Source organism: Corynebacterium sp. KPL2680 (assembly GCF_040225675.1).
GTDB classification, from domain to species: domain Bacteria; phylum Actinomycetota; class Actinomycetes; order Mycobacteriales; family Mycobacteriaceae; genus Corynebacterium; species Corynebacterium rhinophilum.
In genome coordinates this window covers 1-17,075 of sequence record NZ_JBEHFM010000021.1, presented here as the reverse complement: position 1 = coordinate 17,075, position 17,075 = coordinate 1, and the positions used below count along the sequence as shown (strand labels likewise).

The window sequence follows — 17,075 nt, the reverse complement described above, 5'->3', positions numbered from 1 at the left end:
TCCACTCTGTGCAAGCCGGGCTCCCACATTTTTGGTGTGGCGGCCCGGCTTCGGCGTGCAGCCAATTCGCTTGCTTGCCGGGCCCCTAAGCCCCCACCTCGATTACACCGTGCGCCCCCACTACTGGGCCGGCCGGACTTCGGTAGGGCTGTTGTGGCAGAAACCGGAAAGTTGAGCCGGATGGACTCAAAAAGTTCGGGTTGAGTGGAATAGGCTCAACTTTATGTGCGTTATACCAAGTGAATCCTTAAAATGGATGAATAAATCTTAGAAGGAGAAACGTACACATGAGTTCTTTTAACCCCACCACCAAGACACAAGAGGCGCTGCAGGAAGCCCTGCAGACCGCGTCCGCGAATGGCAACCCGGATATCCGCCCGGCGCACTTGCTGGCGGCCATTCTTGGGCAGGAAGGCGGCATCGCCGAGCCGGTGCTTAAGGCCACCGGCGTTGACCCGGATACCGTGTTGAAGGAAGCGCGCGAGCTGGTTAACTCTTATCCCAGCGCCGAGGGCGCCAATATGTCTAACCCGCAATTCAACCGGGATGGCCTGAACGTACTGACCAAGTCGCAGGAATTGGCGGGCGAGCTTGGCGATGAGTTCGTGTCCACCGAAGTCCTCCTCGCCGCCATCGCCGGTTCGAAGACCGACGCTGCCGAGTTGCTGACCGGCCGCGGCGCAACCTACGACGCCATTAAGGGCGCCTTCCCCTCCGTGCGCGGGGCCGCCAAGGTGACCTCGGAGAACCCGGAAGACCAATTCCAGGCCCTGGAAAAGTACGCCACCGACCTCACCGCGCGGGCGCGCGAGGGCAAGATCGACCCGGTCATTGGGCGCGATCAGGAAATCCGGCGCGTCGTCCAGGTGCTTTCGCGCAGGACGAAGAATAACCCGGTGTTGATTGGTGAGCCGGGCGTCGGCAAAACTGCGATCGTTGAGGGCCTGGCCCGCCGCATCGTGGCTGGCGACGTCCCCGAGTCCCTGAAGGGCAAGACGCTTATCAGCCTGGATCTCGGCTCTATGGTCGCCGGCGCCAAGTTCCGCGGCGAGTTCGAGGAGCGCCTCAAGGCGGTTCTGGATGAGATTAAGCAGTCTGAGGGCGAAATCATCACCTTCATCGATGAGCTGCACACCATCGTCGGCGCCGGCGCTACCGGCGAAGGCTCCATGGACGCCGGCAACATGATCAAGCCCATGCTGGCCCGCGGTGAGCTGCGCCTCGTTGGTGCAACCACGCTGGATGAGTACCGCAAGTACATCGAAAAGGACGCCGCCCTCGAGCGGCGTTTCCAGCAGGTCTATGCTGCAGAGCCGTCCGTGGAAGACACCATCGGTATCCTGCGCGGGCTCAAGGAGCGCTACGAGGTACACCACGGCGTGCGCATCATGGACTCGGCCTTGGTTTCGGCAGCGGAGCTATCGAACCGCTACATCACCAACCGCTTCCTGCCGGATAAGGCCATCGACCTAGTCGATGAAGCCGGTTCCCGCCTGCGCATGGAAATCGACTCCTCGCCGCAGGAAATCGATGAGCTTGAGCGCATCGTTCGCCGCATGGAGATCGAGGAGCTCGCGCTGAAGAAGGAATCCGACGCCGCCTCCAAGGACCGCCTGGCCGCCCTGCAGGGCGAGCTCGCGGACCAGCGCGAAAAGCTCGGCGAGCTCAAGGCGCGCTGGGCCAACGAGAAGAAGGCCATCGATGACGTGCAGGATATCAAGGAAGAACTCGACGATCTCCGCCGCCAAGCAGAAATTGCCGAGCGCGATGGCGACCTCGCCCTAGCCTCCGAGATCAACTACGGCAAGATCCCACCGCTGGAAAAGGACCTGGCAGCAGCCGAGGAAAAGGCCGCCGCCCAGCGCAATACCATGCTGGATGAGGAGGTCAGCCCGGATACCATCGCGGAGGTCGTCTCCGCGTGGACCGGCATTCCCGCCGGCAAGATGTTGCAGGGCGAGACCGAGAAGCTGCTGAACATGGAGGCGGTGTTGGGCAAGCGGGTCGTCGGCCAGCGCGAGGCCGTGACCGCTGTTTCCGATGCCGTGCGTCGCTCCCGTGCGGGCGTGGCTGACCCCAACCGCCCGACCGGCTCTTTCCTCTTCCTCGGCCCTACCGGCGTGGGTAAGACGGAGCTGGCTAAGGCGCTGGCGGACTTCCTCTTCGACGATGAATCCGCCATGGTGCGCATCGATATGTCCGAGTACGGCGAGAAGCACTCCGTCTCCCGGCTCGTCGGTGCCCCTCCGGGATACGTCGGCCACGAAGCCGGTGGCCAGCTCACCGAGGCCGTGCGGCGTCGGCCTTATACGCTCGTGCTTTTCGACGAAGTGGAAAAGGCCCACCCCGACGTCTTCGACGTCCTCCTCCAGGTCCTGGATGAGGGGCGGCTTACCGATGGCCAGGGTCGCACCGTCGACTTCCGCAATACCGTCATCATTTTGACGTCCAACCTGGGCGCTGGCGGTACGAAGGACGAAACCATGGAGGCCGTAAAGCGTGCCTTCAAGCCGGAGTTCATCAACCGCCTCGATGATGTGGTGATGTTCGAGCCGTTGTCGGAGGAGCTGCTGCGCGGCATCGTGGACATCCAGCTGCGCGGTCTCACCGAGCGCCTGGAGGCCCGCCGCCTGACGCTGCAGGTATCCGATTCCGCCAAGTCCTGGTTGGCTGACCGCGGCTATGACCCCGCCTACGGTGCCCGCCCGCTGCGCCGGACCATCCAGCAGGCTATCGGTGACAAGCTAGCGAAGAAGCTTTTGGCTGGCGATATTGCCGATGGCGATACCGTCCACGTTGACGTCGCCGATGGCGGCGCGGAGCTGGATATCTCCGCTCGCTAAATTACCGGGCGAAAAATAATGCTCATGCCTTTAGACTGGAAGGCATGAGCATTTTAGTTTCCCCGCAGGAACTCAAAGAATCCATCTACCACGGCGATCGTTTCACCCTCCTCGGCACCCACTGGCAGCCCAAGACGGGCCAAAGCTTCATCGACTTTGCTTCCCAGCACATTCCCACCGCGCTATTTGGCGATACCGGCGCGGCCTTCGTCGGCCTTCCCGGCTCGCGCAATGGCCGCAACCCGCTTCCGGACGAAGATAAGTTGCAGTCCTGGATCCGTTCTTGGGGCCTGCAGGAAGACCGCCCCGTGGTGGTCTATGACGAGGGCCGCGGGCTTTTTGCTGGCCGTGCGTGGTGGACGCTGCGGTGGGCAGGCCTGACTGATGTGCGCATCCTCGATGGCGGTCTGGAAAACTGGCTCGCGCACGGTTACCAAACCCTGACGGGGCCGGGCAATATCGCGGTCGGCTCGACGTTCGAGGTCACTCCCGGCCAGCTGCCTACCGCCACGGTTGATGACGTCCGCAAGCACGATGGCGTGCTCATCGATACGCGCTCGAGCAACCGCTTTGCCGGCCGCCGCGAGAACCTGGACTTGAAGGCGGGCCACATCCCGGGTGCGGTCAATGTTCCCGAGCGCCTCTTCCACAACGATGGGGTGCGCACATTGAAGTCGCCGGATGAAATCCGTGAAGTGCTGGCCGCTGCCGGATTGACCCAGGAAAACACCAAGGACGCAATTATCTATTCCGGTTCGGGCAACCACTCCGCGCTGGCACTCGCAGCGATGGAGGACGCAGGATTTACCGGCCTGCGTCACTACATCGGTGGCTGGTCGCAGTGGTCTGCAGACCCGACCAACCCAGTGGAACGCGGGGATAGGACTTCGGTTGACGATTAATTCCAATTAATCGCTCCGATTCCGACTGGTACCGGCACCGTGGGCTGCCGGTACCTATTATTATCGGGAGATGATGGCTTCTTTACTCCTGATTTTCGCACTCGTGCTCGGCATCGCCGGTGGCTTTTTGCTGTACTACGACCGCACGCAGCGCGTAGCCGATGCCCAGCGCGATACTGCATCCCAGCACGACCGGAAAGGCTGGGACACCTGGGAAGACCAGGATGCGCCTTCCCACGCACGCCCCGAAACTAAGGGGGAAACTGAAGAGGATGCGGAAGACGCCGCAGGCTCTGAGGCCGTTACAGATTCTGAGAGCGAAGGCGGTGCTGAGGACCACCCCGGTTTCGCGGCGAAGTACTCGCCGTCCCCCGATGTTGAATCCGATTCTTCCTCCGCTACCTCTTCAGGCCGTCACCATCGCGCTGCAGGCGAATCAGGCCGCAGCGGTGATGACAGGGCGAGTGAAGATAGCGCCAGTGACGCCAATGCCAGCGACGAAGCCCGCGCTAACGACTCCGAGGCTGTTTCAGATAATGGCGTTGTAAAAGGCAGCGCCGCCACTGCTGCCACTGCCGCCAACGCCACCGCCTCTACCGCCGGCCCCAATGACGCCCATGCAACCGGCTCCGACAGCACCAGCAGTTCCGATAACGTCGGCAGTGCCAGTAATACTGGCAGTGCTGGCAGTGCTGGCAGTGCTGCCCGTGCCAACACTGCAGGCAGCACTGAAGAGACGTCGGAAGCTGGCGCAGAAACGGAATCGGGTGCGGCTGACTCCCTCGAAGAGGCAGGCCAAGAGGGGACTGAAGAACAACCGGAAGGTCACGCAAAGCCTAAGCCGGTAGGGCGGCCGCGGCCGCTTATCCCTGGCACCATTCGTCGGGAGCGCAAGAACTGGGCGGAGACCCGGGGCTTTGAGTACATGAAGTCGGACCAGTACCTTGTCGATGAATGGACAAGGGGAGTGGCCTCCTCCGGCGCCGCGCCGAAAGACATCGTTGCCGGCAACGTGTATGGCCACGAAATGTTGCTGATGGATATCGACGGCGTGAATGTGATGGCGATGCGGACGGGAGCGGCATCGGATGTGGTCATTGATTTCCAGCGTTTCGGCAGCCAGGAGGCCGAGATGTCCGAGGACCTGTTAATGGCCATGAGCATCGAAGGTTTCGATGTATATTCCTCCGATCGCGGCGTGACGGAGCGGATGGTGGACGAACGCGTGCGCATCGCACTGCAACGCATGCCGGAGGTGGTGTCGGCGCTGTGGCTGGAGACCGAGTGGGTTTTGGCACAAACCACCAAGCACTCGCGTACCGCGGATTGGGAGGCAATGCTCCCGCCCCTGGCTTTACTTGCCGATGCTTCCCGCGTCCTCCCACCCCGTTCCTCCTCCGTGCATACCATCCACCTTGAGGACTTGGACCCAGCCAGGGAAATTCCCGCGGCACCTGTGGTCGATGCGGTGGGTGGAACAGCGGCGGCGGGGCAGCCGGAGTTTTCCCGGCCGGTCATTCAACGGCCGGAGGAACCGTTGGATATGCCCTCGCGCACGTACTCCGAGACCCGCGGTCCGGTTGAACACACGGCGATTGGGGCGGACGAGGTCGATGCCATTGCCGATGGCAATGAACGCCCCACGCCCGACTCAGGCACTGCCCGCCTGCCGCGCCAGCAATTTGGGGAGGCTTCCATCTTCGGCGACGCTTCGGGAGATGCTTCTGGCGACGGCCTCGACGCTGCCTCCCAAGACGTCAGTGGCTCGGCCGCTGGATGGGAGAACGATGATAAAGACCGCGGTGACGATTCCGAGCCGCAGCAGGGGGAGTAGCCTAGAATGTTGCGTTGGCCCATGTAGCCAGGGATTTCCCTCACACTCCGAAGAAAACTCTAGAAAAGGAGCAATGCGATGACTGAAGTGCACCTGCAAGAAGACAAGAAGAAGCGTCTCGCGGAACTGGTCAAGGAGCTTGCCGTTGTGCACGGCAAGGTGACTTTGTCCTCGGGCAAAGAGGCCGATTACTACGTCGATTTGCGCCGTGCGACCTTGCACCACGAAGCCTCCCGCCTCATCGGGTCCTTGCTTCGCGAGCTCACCGCGGATTGGGATTTTGCTGCCGTCGGAGGCTTAACCCTTGGCGCGGACCCGGTAGCGACCTCCATCATGCATGCCGAGGGCCGCGATATCGACGCCTTCGTCGTGCGCAAAGAAGCCAAAAAGCACGGCATGCAGCGCCGCATCGAGGGCGCGGATGTGACCGGAAAGAAGGTGCTGGTCGTCGAGGACACCACCACGACCGGCAACTCGCCGCTCACAGCAGTCGCCGCATTGCGCGAAGCTGGAGCAGAAGTAGTTGGCGTAGCTACCGTCGTTGACCGCGCCACCGGAGCCGAGGATGTTATCTCGGCCGAGGGCCTTGAATACCGTTCCCTGCTTGGCTTGGACGATCTTGGACTCGCGTAACGAGATGGACCAGGCACGCCAAGAGGCACCCGCCGGGCAGGCCGAGAGTTCTGCGCAACCAGAGCAGCAGGAGCAGCGAGAACAGCAAGAACAGCCCGAGGAGGCGAAGGGGCCGACCGAATGGAATGAGGGCCGCCACGGCGTGGGGCCTTGGGAAGGGCCCTGGCCGCAAGGGCCGGAGGCTGAAAAATACGATCCGGAGCTCCTGCGCGAGGGCGACCGGCGCAATGTCGTCGACGCGTATCGGTATTGGCGGAGGGAGGCGATTAGGGGGGACATCGATAAGCGGCGGCACAGCCTGCATATCGCCATCGAGAACTTTGAAAATGACGCCAATATCGGCACCGTCGTGCGCACCGCCAACGCGTTTGCCGTCGATACCGTCCACATTGTGGGGCGGCGCCGGTGGAACCGCCGCGGCGCCATGGTGACGGATAGGTATCAGCATCTGCGGCACCATGAGGGCGTCGATAAGCTCATTGCCTGGGCAGCCGAGGAAAACCTCACGGTCGTGGCCATTGATAACACCCCCGGTTGCGTGCCCCTCGAAACCGCCGAACTGCCGGAACGCAGCCTGCTGCTATTCGGGCAAGAAGGCCCCGGAGTAAGCGCCGCCGCGCAAGACGCCGCCCTCATGACCTGCTCCATCGCGCAATTTGGCTCCACGCGGTCCATCAACGCTGGTGTGGCCGCGGGCATCGCCATGCATACCTGGATCCGGCAGCACGCCGATCTGCACAATTCCTGGTAAGAGATCGTTACACTAACTGTAATAAACCTTGCTACTGGAGTGATAAAGAAATCGTGGAAGAAAAGTGGGCCCACCGCGCCGAACTCGCGGAAACCGCCATTGATGAGCGCCATGCGCATTCCGTATGGGGCCTGCCGCGAACCAACCTCGCCATCGTCAGCTGGCCGCCCACCACGAAAGAAAAACTCCTCGTGCACTGGCACTACTGGTGGCAGGCGCACTACCTCGACTGCCTTGTCGATGCGGCGGAACGGAAGAATACTAAGGCCCGCCGCCAGCGCATCCTTGACACCACGCGCGGGATCCGCGTGCGGAATCTTGCGCAGTTGACCAAAAATAAGTACTTCGACGACAAAGCCTGGCTCGCCCTCGCCCTAGGGCGCGTGGGCGAGGTAAAAAAGATGAAACCGCCCAAGGCGTTATCGTCTTTGCAGGGAAATATCACCGAGGGCCTCGATGACTCACTGGGCATATTGCCGTGGCGTGATGGCGAGAACTTCATGAACGTGCCGGCCAATGGGCCCGGAGCCATCATGCTGGCGCGAATGGGAAACATTACCGCAGCCCGCCGCATCGTTGACTGGGTCTACGACAACCTGGTGAATGAAGATGGCTTCATCATGGACGGCGTGCGCATGCGCATGGATGGTCCTGAGATCGTCAAACAAATCCACCCGTATTGCCAAGGCGTGATGTTGGGGGCATGCCTGGAGATTGTGTTGGCGATGCGGGAGGAGTCGAGCATCGGCAAGCTGGAGCAGATCGACAGCGTTTACGAGGCCGAACTGGCATCCGAGATGATGAGCTACATCATCAAGATCCGTGGCCTGGTGCAGGCTATTGCTTCTGGGATGGCGACTCCGTCTGGCGTCGTGGATTGGGAGACCGGTGATGGTGATGGCGGCCTGTTTAAGGGCATCCTGATGCGCTATCTTGCTGATGTTGCTGTGCGGTTGCCCGGAGACTCGCCCGCGAACCGGGCCACCAAAAAGTTGGCGACCCGCATGGTGGTGGCGTCTGCCGAATCCGTGTGGGAGCACCGGCTCGAGGTCGATGGCCTGCCAATTTTTGGCTCTGATTGGACTGCCGATGCCCGCCTACCGCACAACTACGGCTTCGGGCACACGACCGTCAGTGAAAAGATGGGCATCATTCGCGTGGATGAGCGCGACCTATCCGTGCAGCTGTCTGGGTGGATGCTTCTGGAGGCGTGCGCCCGGGTAGCTCGTGACCTGCATGAAAAATCGGGTCGCGATTAGCTGCGTTTAACCGTGCTGTTAAACGCCTAGCGCGGGGTTTGCCGTGTGGGGGCGCTGCATTTTTGAGAGTTGGGCAGTAAACACAGGAAATGTCACACAAATTTTGCGGCGGAAATCCGGAAATGTGGGCATAATTGGGTGTTGGAACGTGTTTGACCGCAATCCCACTTAAGGATGGAATTTCATGCCAATTGCAACCCCCGAGGCGTATAACCAGATGCTGGACACCGCGAAGCAGAACGGCTTCGCATTCCCAGCCATCAACTGCACCTCGTCTGAAACGATCAACGCAGCACTGAAGGGCTTTGCCGAGGCAGAGTCTGACGGCATCATCCAATTCTCCACCGGTGGTGCAGAGTTCGGCTCTGGCCTCGCGGTCAAGAACAAGGTTAAAGGTGCTCAGGCCCTAGCCGCCTTCGCACACGAGGCAGCGAAGCACTACGGCGTCAATATCGCCCTGCACACCGACCACTGCCAGAAGGAAGTTCTGGATGATTACGTTCGTCCGCTGATGGCCATCTCCCAGGAGCGCGTCGACCGCGGCGAGAACCCGCTGTTCCAGTCCCACATGTGGGACGGCTCTGCTATTCCGATCGATGAAAACTTGGTCATCGCCCAGGAGCTTCTGGAAAAGGCGAAGAAGGCACACATCATTCTCGAGGCAGAGATTGGCGTTGTCGGCGGTGAAGAAGACGGTGTCGAAGCCAAGGCCGGCGATAACCTGTACACGACCCCGGAAGACTTTGAAAAGACCATCGATGCACTGGGCACCGGCGAGAAGGGCCGCTACCTGTTGGCCGCTACCTTCGGTAACGTGCACGGCGTCTACAAGCCGGGCAACGTGAAGCTGCGCCCCGAGGTTCTGCTGGAGGGCCAGAAGGTTGCGCAGAAGAAGCTCGGCCTGAGCGAGGGTGAGCACGCCTTTGACTTCGTATTCCACGGCGGTTCCGGCTCTGAGAAGGAGAAGATCGAAGAGGCGCTGCGCTACGGCGTCATCAAGATGAACGTGGACACCGATACCCAGTATGCGTTTACCAACCCAGTAGCTCGCCACATGATGGAAAACTACGACGGCGTGTTCAAGATTGACGGCGAGGTAGGCAACAAGAAGGTCTACGACCCACGCTCTTACCTGAAGAAGGCAGAGCAGGGTATGTCCGAGCGCGTCATCGAGGCATGCCAGGACCTCCACTCCGTGGGTAAGACCACGGCCAAGTAGGACGAGTCTAAGCCGAAGGCGCGGTCGCGCCGCAGGCACGACGAAGTAGCCGCTTCCCCCTATGCGGGAGGCGGCTTTTCTTATTTCTAGTCCCATTTCTAGACCTAACGCTGGGCCTATCTGCGGGGCGCGAGGATGGGGCGCGGCCTTGCCGGATATGAGACAGAGCAGGCAGGTATGCCAGATCAGCCAGACAAGCTATGCCGGCCCGACCAGCTATGCCAGCGAGATTGGGCATAAATATAGTCTGGTAAGGCCAGGAGGGAACGGCAGATACAGCGGGGACCAGTGGACGAGGCGGACTAGGCAGACCGGCCGGATTGGGTGGGTCAGGCGAGGGCTAGGTAGAACTCCTTGTTGGTCGTGGTGAATAGGCGGGTGAGGGGATAAACCGCGGGTTGCCGCTCCACGGCGGGATCCAGGCGATGCGGCCCTTGATGCGAACCATGCGCCCGCGTGCGGTGGGGCGGGAATCATCATCTTGATTCACCGCATTGTGATGAGCGCAGAGCGTTACGAGGTTTTCTTGGTTTGTGGGGCCGCCGGCTGCCCAGGCGGTGATGTGGTGGACTTGGGCGTCATCGGCAGGCGTGGAGCAGCCGGGCCAAGCGCAAATAGGATGTTCCGCGCGGGCTAGCATGCGCTGCTTCCAGCTGGCCATGCGCTCGGTGCGATACAGGTTCACCGCGCCGTGCTCAGGATGGACCAAGCTGACGTAACCGCGTTGGGCGAGGGTCCGGGCGACGAGCTGGGCGCCGGACATGCGCGCGCCGTTGGAAAGCTGAAGCATGATGTCATCGCCCTGGCCAGCAGTGATGCGGTCTAGCTGGTCAAGGGTGATGATCACATTGGTATGCACCGCAGGCAGCGCGCCGGGATTGCCCTCGAGGATGACCTGCTTGGCGGCTGCGAGCGGGTTTTCCTTATCCACGGAAGCGAGAACGCCCTTGATATCCGCGATATCAGTGGGCTCCGCGGTGATGGAGATGGTGTGGGGACCATCGGGGCGTCGGGTATAGCGGACGCCGTGCGAGGGACGCTTGGCGGGATTGAGCTGTTTGAGGCGCTTCTTTGCGATTGCCGGAATCAGGTGGGCTTCTGCGCGGCAGAGCTCTAGGCGAAGATCCCAACTGCGGTTGGTGTCTTTCACGCGGTGGGCGAAAGACTCGATGCTTTCGAGGATGGCGAGGTCGTGGCCGCGAGAACGAGCGGCCTCGCAGGCGAGGCGCTGCTTGCGGCTATTGGAGGTGCGGCCGAAATATGTGTGCTGGAGGCGGGCGAGTTGCGCGGCGAGGAGCTGGCTGGCGCCGGCTTCGATGAGCTGCTGTTCGGAGCATCCCTGAAACTCGGCGACGAGGTCCACACCGCGACGGCAAAGTTGTAAAAATTCTGTGTTCACGGCTCCTGACGGTAAAAGCGGAACGGGTACGCGGCAATGGATGGGTAAGGCGAAACGGCGATTCTGTGGAATTCTCGCGCGGCGGGGGTTGGTGTCGCACGCATACAGCGGGTTATCCACAACCTGGCGCAGGCCGGGATGCGGGTATTCGGGGGCGGTGGTAGACAGCGGTCTTCTATGCTGGAGGACATGTCGGAAGCGAAACAAAGAGTCTCAACGAGGCAAATGCTGCGGGTGGTGGACCGTTCAGTATTATCGCGTCTGCAACGCATCCGTTCGCGCTTCGTTTATATAATCCAGGCCACCGTCGGTGCCGCATTGGCGTATTGGGTGGCTAGCTCCCTCTTTGGGCATCCGCAGCCGTTCTTCGCGCCCATCTCGGCTGTCATCATTCTGGGGCTTTCGGGCGGGGACAGGATGAAAAGGGCAGTGGAGATGTCACTGGGCGGCATCGTCGGCGTGGCCTTGGGCGATTTGCTGTTCCAAGTGGTGGGGCAGGGGCCGTTCCAGATCCTCTTCATTGTGGGAGCAGGCCTGGTTGTGGGGTCTTTTATTACGAAATCGCCGCTGGTGTCCAACCAGATTGTCTTTGGTTCCATCCTTATTGCCACGATTTTTCCGCCCACCGAGGGACCGGGTGGCCTGCACCGGGCGATCGACGCGATGATTGGTTCCGGCATTGGGCTTATCACGATTGCGCTTATCCCGAATTCCCCGCTGAAGGAAGCTCGGCGCGAGGTGTCGAAGGTGTTGAGGATTGCATCCAGCATTCTCAACGACGTCACGCATGGCATCCGCGATACCAATCCCGAGATTATTCGCGATGCCCGCGATGCGGTGCGCGGCACGCAAAATGACGTGAATACGCTGCTGAGCGCGGCGCAATCGGGCAGGGAGGCATCGGAAGTATCGCCGCTTTTGTGGACCTCGCGCAGGAGCATTCGGTCCCTAGAGCGCATCCTATTGCCGGTAGATAATGCGGTGCGCGGGGTGCGGGTGCTATCGCGCCGCGCGCTAGTGCTTACTGAAGACGGCGATACCGTATCCGCAAAGCAGCTAGAGCTCCTAGAAGAGCTATCAGAAATTATCCTCGCGGTGGGAGAGCTTTACGGCCGGCAAAAGCGGGACCACGATGAGGCGATAGAGATACCCGAACTCGTGCAGCGGCTGCGCTACGTGGGCGGTCAAGCGGGCATGGATCTTATCGAAGAAGACGCGACGCTTTCTGCATATACGATCCTCGCGCAGACGAGGTCCATCGTCGTGGACATGCTCATGGTCTGCGGGCTTTCGCGCGAGTCCGCCGTCGCGCACTTGGTTCCTACCTCTACGCACCCGGCGTTCCCGCCGGAGGTGTGGGAGCGCAAAGATAAGCAGAAGGGGCAGAATTAGCAGGACCTCGCCCGCATATCCGCTGAGCGGGGCGCTTGCAGAGTTGTGCGAGCTGAGTCAACCGAGAGCCGAGTCGGCGGAGACGGGGTGAGCTGGCTGAACCGGCGTTAGCTGTGACGGGTGGACTAGGGGCGCACTACTTGGAGGTCGCGCAGGTGGCGGTAGAAGGTGACGCGGGTGAGGGGGCGTTTGTGGGGGATGGCATCGACAAGCACGCGCAGTTGGGGACCGCCTGCCTGGACCGCGCGGCCGGTGTGGACGGAATCCGGGTCGAGGCGGCCGGGCTTGCGCAGCAGAGAGCGCAGGCGGCCTTCGGGCTCGACTGGAGAGGTTGCGCGGGCCGCCAGGATGCCAGGGGCATCGGTCATGGGGACGAGCCGCGCGCCAAAAGTGCCGCGGCCGGAGGCGGCGAGGGTGTCATCATCGATGATGATCTCACCGGTAAGCGGGCCATTGGACCAATCCGAAATGGTTGCAGAGCCGGCGACGGCTTGGCCGGAATCGTTGCGGATGAGTGGCACCGGGCGGACAGGGGCGGTGCGGGCGACCTCGAGGGACTCCTGCGGCGCGGCAGGCAGGCCCCAATTAGCGGCGGCGGCCGACTCGCCCGTGGGAATGAACGCTACCTCGGCCCACAGGTTATCGGCGCGCATGAGCCGGGTGATGACGGCGTTCAGCGCCGAATCCGAGCCCGCAACCACGATGCGCAGGCGGTCCTCTAGGTAAGGCTCCTGCGGTGCGGCGGCAGGGGCGCTGAGGTGGCGGACATCGGGCTGCGCGGCGATCTCGTCAAGCGAAGGCGTGGGGTCGTGGGGGAGGAGGTTGGTGGCGGCGGCATCGATAAGCGAGAGCTCCTTGCGGGAAGGAACGGCCGAAAGGTCATAGGCCTCTGCGGGCAAATCAACGCCGGGGGCGCCGCAGCGGAGGAACAAAAAACGCATGCACATCATGCTACGTGGGCTATTGCGGCCAGAAAAGTGTAAGGTAAATGCGTATTTTGGCTTCAATAATGAGGAAGTGACTTAAAAGATGGCAGCGATCGTCATTGTCGGCGCCCAATGGGGCGACGAAGGCAAGGGCAAGGCTACCGATATCCTTGGCGGGAAAGTTGACTACGTAGTCAAGCCGAACGGCGGCAATAACGCCGGGCACACCGTCGTGGTCGGCGGTGAAAAATACGAGCTGAAGCTCCTGCCCGCCGGTATTCTTTCTGAAAACGCCACCCCTGTGCTGGGCAATGGCGTGGTGATTAACCTCGAGGCGCTCTTTGATGAGATTGATGGCCTGGAAGCGCGCGGGGCGAATGCCTCCCGCCTGAAGATTTCCGCGAATGCGCACCTCGTGGCGCCGTATCACCAGACCATCGACCGCGTGCAGGAGCGCTTCCTGGGCAAGCGCGCGATTGGTACCACCGGCCGCGGCATTGGGCCGACCTACGCTGATAAGGTCGCGCGCATTGGCATCCGCGTGCAGGATATTTTCGACGAGTCCATCCTGCGCCAGAAGGTCGAGTCCGCGCTGGAGATTAAGAACCAGATGCTGGTGAAGATGTACAACCGCAAGGCCATCGAGGCCGAGCAGATTGTGGAGTACTTCTTAAGCTACCGCGACCGCCTGCGCCCCATGGTCATCGACGCCGAGCTCGAACTGAACGAAGCGCTTGCTAATGGCCAGAACGTACTCATGGAGGGCGGCCAGGCAACCATGTTGGACGTTGACCACGGCACCTACCCGTTCGTGACTTCCTCGAACCCGACTGCGGGTGGGGCATCGGTTGGCTCTGGCATTGGGCCGACGCGGATTAAGACCTCGTTGGGCATTATCAAGGCCTATACCACCCGCGTTGGCGCCGGCCCGTTCCCCACCGAGCTCTTTGATAAGTGGGGCGAGTACCTGCAGACCACCGGTGGCGAGGTTGGCGTGAACACTGGGCGCACGCGCCGCTGTGGCTGGTACGATTCCGTGATTGCTCGCTACGCCACGCGCGTGAATGGCTTTACGGATTACTTCTTGACCAAGCTCGATGTGCTTACCGGCATTGGGGAGATTCCTATCTGCGTGGCTTATGACGTTGATGGCAAGCGTTACGACGAGATGCCGGTTACCCAGTCCGAGTTCCACCACGCCGAGCCGATTTTTGAAACCATGCCGGCGTGGGACGAAGACATCTCCGAGTGCACCACCTTCGAGGATCTGCCGCAGAAGGCGCAGGATTACGTGTTGCGCTTGGAGGAACTGTCCGGCTGCCGCATCTCTTATATCGGTGTCGGCCCTGGCCGCGACCAGACCATCGTGCGCCACGATGTCATGGAAGACCAGTAACGGACGTAGCTGCGTGGATGAGCTCGGACTAGCTACGAGCTCATAAAAGAAAAAGAAGGGGCGAGGTACCTTGGTGAGGTACCTCGCCCCTTCTTTAGGATCCTTGGGGCTCCCCGAGGCTATGCCCGATCAGCTTTAGTAAGCGGCGGTCAGGTTGTCGTAGCCGTTGATCTTGAGTGCTTCCAGCACGCGGTCCACGGCTGCCTGGTCAGTATCCGGGTTATAGGTGTCCGGGAAGGTCAGGTGTGCGCTGTGGCTGTCCTTGAAGTCGATGTTCATGAACTCGTGGCCCAGCTCGTCGGTAGCGAGCGCGAGTTCGCGCTGCACAGCCAACTTACCGCTCTGCAGGATGGGTGCAGAGTAGTCCTGGTCTCCGTTGATTACATCTTCCTTGTCACCGGTGATGCGGCCCTTTTCGGCGTGAGCGCCGGGCTCATCGGACTGGTCGGTGGACTGCTCAGCGTCAGCGGTCTGGGTTACCTCTGGCTCAGCAAGCTGGTCTTGGGCGTCAACTGGGCCGGTGCTGCCGGTTAGAGGCAATACAGCAGCGATGGCGCTAGCAATAAAAGAAGGAATAGACATTTCCGATCCTTTCTGGGTTAGTGTTCGAAACCGTTAGAGATACTAGCACCGTAGAAGGTGGGTGACTATGTGAAATTTATCTTGTTGACTGCCCCATTAATAATATATTTAGGAGTCATTGGCGAAAGGCGATGCTTTTGGTTAAATAAGAGATGTCAGACCTACATTGCCTGTATTGTAGGATGATAATCCTCACAATATAATTTTGGGTGTAATGCAACACATTTTAATGAAGTCCGGAAACCGCTAGAACATGACGCTGGTAATGGACGGGGTTTAATGGGGTGCAAACTATTGAAGCGCTATCCAATTTCTGTTGAGTTTTAGAAAAGTAGGCTCGAATTGTGGTTCCCTGCATCCTTTAGTGGGCCTTCCGGTTACTGCACGACTTTTATGGATGGTGCAATTTCCCGCGAATTACGCACGCTTTACTATGATGTGCGAAACGCTTCGAGGTTTTCTTAATCATTGCGTGCAGGGGGTGTAGGTAGTTGTGTTTGGTGATCTACACTATTGAAGGCAAACGAGCTATCTAGCGGGCGAGACAAGGCAAACGGGCCTTGGTTACAGCTAGCAGGCTCGTTAAAGGAGTACGAGCATCAGGTTGGAAACGAGCAGTCAACCACATGGTTATAGCCTTTTTAACCGCTTCGACAAGTATCGATAATCCCGACTTCGCACACAAACAACTTGACACGCTCACGAGGGTGGGCTCCGCCGAAGCTTGAGTTATCGAATGTCGGCCAATGTTAAAGAAGGATTATAAAAACAATAGTTTTTATTGGATAAACCTGGACATCAAGGTAAAAAACAAGAAAAGCTCAGGGTACTTCAGGTTTCTAGATATATTGCTTAATAAAGCTTTGCAATGTGTAATTATATAAAGTCGGCTGGTTGTTGGCTTACATTTGTGCGTGGTATCCTCCCAGGTGAGCAGCGAGTAGGAATCAAGATTCGGGTTGTACCCTGGGTTTATCCTTGGTGTGTCCAGCCTCAAACTCAGATTTTACTCAGGAAAGTAGCTCACTGCGTAAGAATGCAGCCGTAAAATTCGATTGCCTGAAGAGGGAAGAATGAGTAAATTGAGAAGAATACCTCGAGAGGGGAGAGTGGCTTTAACTGCAGTTCTTGCTGTAATTGCAGTAACTTTGGCTATGGTTACTGTCACGGGGGCAAGGGCTGAGGCTGCTGAGCCGACGGACTTCGAACCGAATTATGACATGGGGCTCGAGAGTGTACGTAATTCTGGGGATGATAGCTGGGGCCCGTTGGTGTGGGCCGGTACGCCACCTGAGGGAAACTCCACTGGAAATGCAGCGAACGATGTTGGGTGGGGCTGGTGCATTGACTACACGCAGGCGGACCCAATGCACAAAGGTGGTAGCTATAAGAAGTCTACTGCAGGTGCTCTAAGTTTCGATGACCCAAAGTATCAAGATGCTGTTATCGGACTCGCACTGAAGTTGCGAGATGCACAGGAAAATGGTCAAAAGCAGTTGGCGAAGAAATATATTGTGTATTTGAGTGCAATTATTTCTGATCCGTCGGGTCGTGAAGCGGCCATCAACTTCATAAACGGAAACCTAGGCTATGGAGACGCCAACAACGTGTCGCGTTTCCAAGGATTTGAGGGCAGCCCGCAAGAATTTACAGAGCTGACGGGGCTTCGTATCGTAAAGACTACCGCTCAAAACCTCGACGATCAGTTCGATGTTGATCCAAGCGTTAAAATTGATAAGCAGCCCGCTGATGCATTCCTGACTATTGTCGGGCCAAACGGAATTTATAAGCATACCTCGGGCGGCGGCCAGCGTGTTTTGCCTCCGGATCAGCCCGGACTCCCTGACGACGACGGCGGCGAGGATAGGAATCCGGAGATTTCTACTCAGGCTGAGTTTGCCGGAGATGCTGATCAGGTTGTTGCTGGTGCTAAGGTGAC

The 17,075-nt window shown here is 59.7% G+C and carries 12 protein-coding genes and 1 pseudogene; 10 read left to right on the top strand and 3 right to left on the bottom strand.

The window, feature by feature from the left end; all coding sequences use genetic code 11:
• The first annotated feature begins 287 nt into the window (after positions 1 to 287).
• From clpB to fbaA, 7 genes are all read left to right on the top strand, one after another.
• Positions 288 to 2,843, top strand: coding sequence for an ATP-dependent chaperone ClpB (gene clpB, locus ABRP66_RS09695; protein WP_284770430.1), 2,556 nt, complete (start codon positions 288 to 290; stop codon positions 2,841 to 2,843).
• Positions 2,844 to 2,887: 44 nt separating this feature from the next.
• A complete protein-coding gene (locus ABRP66_RS09690; protein ID WP_349838627.1) occupies positions 2,888 to 3,745 on the top strand; it encodes a sulfurtransferase in 858 nt (285 codons plus the stop codon).
• Between the two features lie 70 nt (positions 3,746 to 3,815).
• Positions 3,816 to 5,579: a TtfA family protein gene (locus ABRP66_RS09685; protein ID WP_284770432.1), complete on the top strand. Its 1,764-nt coding sequence runs from the start codon at positions 3,816 to 3,818 to the stop codon at positions 5,577 to 5,579.
• A gap of 78 nt (positions 5,580 to 5,657) precedes the next feature.
• The gene (gene pyrE / locus ABRP66_RS09680) at positions 5,658 to 6,212 is read left to right on the top strand and encodes an orotate phosphoribosyltransferase (RefSeq protein ID WP_284770433.1); all 555 of its coding nucleotides are present in this window, start codon (positions 5,658 to 5,660) and stop codon (positions 6,210 to 6,212) included.
• A gap of 4 nt (positions 6,213 to 6,216) precedes the next feature.
• Entirely contained in the window at positions 6,217 to 6,963 is a 747-nt protein-coding gene (locus ABRP66_RS09675; RefSeq protein ID WP_284796648.1) for a TrmH family RNA methyltransferase, read from the top strand.
• 53 nt (positions 6,964 to 7,016) lie between these two features.
• Entirely contained in the window at positions 7,017 to 8,222 is a 1,206-nt protein-coding gene (locus ABRP66_RS09670; RefSeq protein ID WP_284770434.1) for a glycoside hydrolase family 76 protein, read from the top strand.
• Positions 8,223 to 8,406: 184 nt separating this feature from the next.
• Positions 8,407 to 9,441, top strand: coding sequence for a class II fructose-bisphosphate aldolase (gene fbaA, locus ABRP66_RS09665; protein WP_023024081.1), 1,035 nt, complete (start codon positions 8,407 to 8,409; stop codon positions 9,439 to 9,441).
• A 340-nt stretch (positions 9,442 to 9,781) separates the two neighbouring features.
• Here the strand turns inward: fbaA and ABRP66_RS09660 are convergent, their stop codons facing one another.
• A complete protein-coding gene (locus ABRP66_RS09660) occupies positions 9,782 to 10,840 on the bottom strand; it encodes an HNH endonuclease signature motif containing protein (RefSeq protein WP_284770436.1) in 1,059 nt (352 codons plus the stop codon).
• A gap of 177 nt (positions 10,841 to 11,017) precedes the next feature.
• Here ABRP66_RS09660 and ABRP66_RS09655 point away from each other — a divergent pair, with 177 nt between their 5' ends.
• A complete protein-coding gene (locus ABRP66_RS09655; protein WP_284770437.1) occupies positions 11,018 to 12,232 on the top strand; it encodes an FUSC family protein in 1,215 nt (404 codons plus the stop codon).
• A gap of 125 nt (positions 12,233 to 12,357) precedes the next feature.
• Here ABRP66_RS09655 and ABRP66_RS09650 read toward each other — a convergent pair whose 3' ends face one another.
• Entirely contained in the window at positions 12,358 to 13,173 is an 816-nt protein-coding gene (locus tag ABRP66_RS09650; RefSeq protein ID WP_284770438.1) for a hypothetical protein, read from the bottom strand.
• A gap of 88 nt (positions 13,174 to 13,261) precedes the next feature.
• On the opposite strand from ABRP66_RS09650, the gene ABRP66_RS09645 reads away from it, so the two are divergent.
• On the top strand, positions 13,262 to 14,554 hold the full coding sequence (locus tag ABRP66_RS09645) for an adenylosuccinate synthase (protein ID WP_284770439.1): 1,293 nt from the start codon (positions 13,262 to 13,264) through the stop codon (positions 14,552 to 14,554).
• A 135-nt stretch (positions 14,555 to 14,689) separates the two neighbouring features.
• On the opposite strand, the gene ABRP66_RS09640 is transcribed toward ABRP66_RS09645, so the two are convergent.
• Complete coding sequence (locus ABRP66_RS09640; RefSeq protein ID WP_284770440.1) at positions 14,690 to 15,136, bottom strand: hypothetical protein; 447 nt, start codon at positions 15,134 to 15,136, stop codon at positions 14,690 to 14,692.
• 1,109 nt (positions 15,137 to 16,245) lie between these two features.
• On the opposite strand from ABRP66_RS09640, the pseudogene ABRP66_RS09635 reads away from it, so the two are divergent.
• Positions 16,246 to 17,075 (top strand): annotated as a pseudogene (locus ABRP66_RS09635) (VaFE repeat-containing surface-anchored protein); the annotation flags it as partial.

Bases quoted from the DNA above. Each gene is read 5' to 3' on its own strand.
- clpB (WP_284770430.1), top strand. From the start codon at position 288: ATGAGTTCTTTTAACCCCACCACCAAGACACAAGAGGCGCTGCAGGAA.
- ABRP66_RS09690 (WP_349838627.1), top strand. From the start codon at position 2,888: ATGAGCATTTTAGTTTCCCCGCAGGAACTCAAAGAATCCATCTACCAC.
- ABRP66_RS09685 (WP_284770432.1), top strand. From the start codon at position 3,816: ATGATGGCTTCTTTACTCCTGATTTTCGCACTCGTGCTCGGCATCGCC.
- pyrE (WP_284770433.1), top strand. From the start codon at position 5,658: ATGACTGAAGTGCACCTGCAAGAAGACAAGAAGAAGCGTCTCGCGGAA.
- ABRP66_RS09675 (WP_284796648.1), top strand. From the start codon at position 6,217: ATGGACCAGGCACGCCAAGAGGCACCCGCCGGGCAGGCCGAGAGTTCT.
- fbaA (WP_023024081.1), top strand. From the start codon at position 8,407: ATGCCAATTGCAACCCCCGAGGCGTATAACCAGATGCTGGACACCGCG.
- ABRP66_RS09655 (WP_284770437.1), top strand. From the start codon at position 11,018: ATGCTGGAGGACATGTCGGAAGCGAAACAAAGAGTCTCAACGAGGCAA.
- ABRP66_RS09650 (WP_284770438.1), bottom strand. From the start codon at position 13,173: ATGCGTTTTTTGTTCCTCCGCTGCGGCGCCCCCGGCGTTGATTTGCCC.
- ABRP66_RS09645 (WP_284770439.1), top strand. From the start codon at position 13,262: ATGGCAGCGATCGTCATTGTCGGCGCCCAATGGGGCGACGAAGGCAAG.
- ABRP66_RS09640 (WP_284770440.1), bottom strand. From the start codon at position 15,136: ATGTCTATTCCTTCTTTTATTGCTAGCGCCATCGCTGCTGTATTGCCT.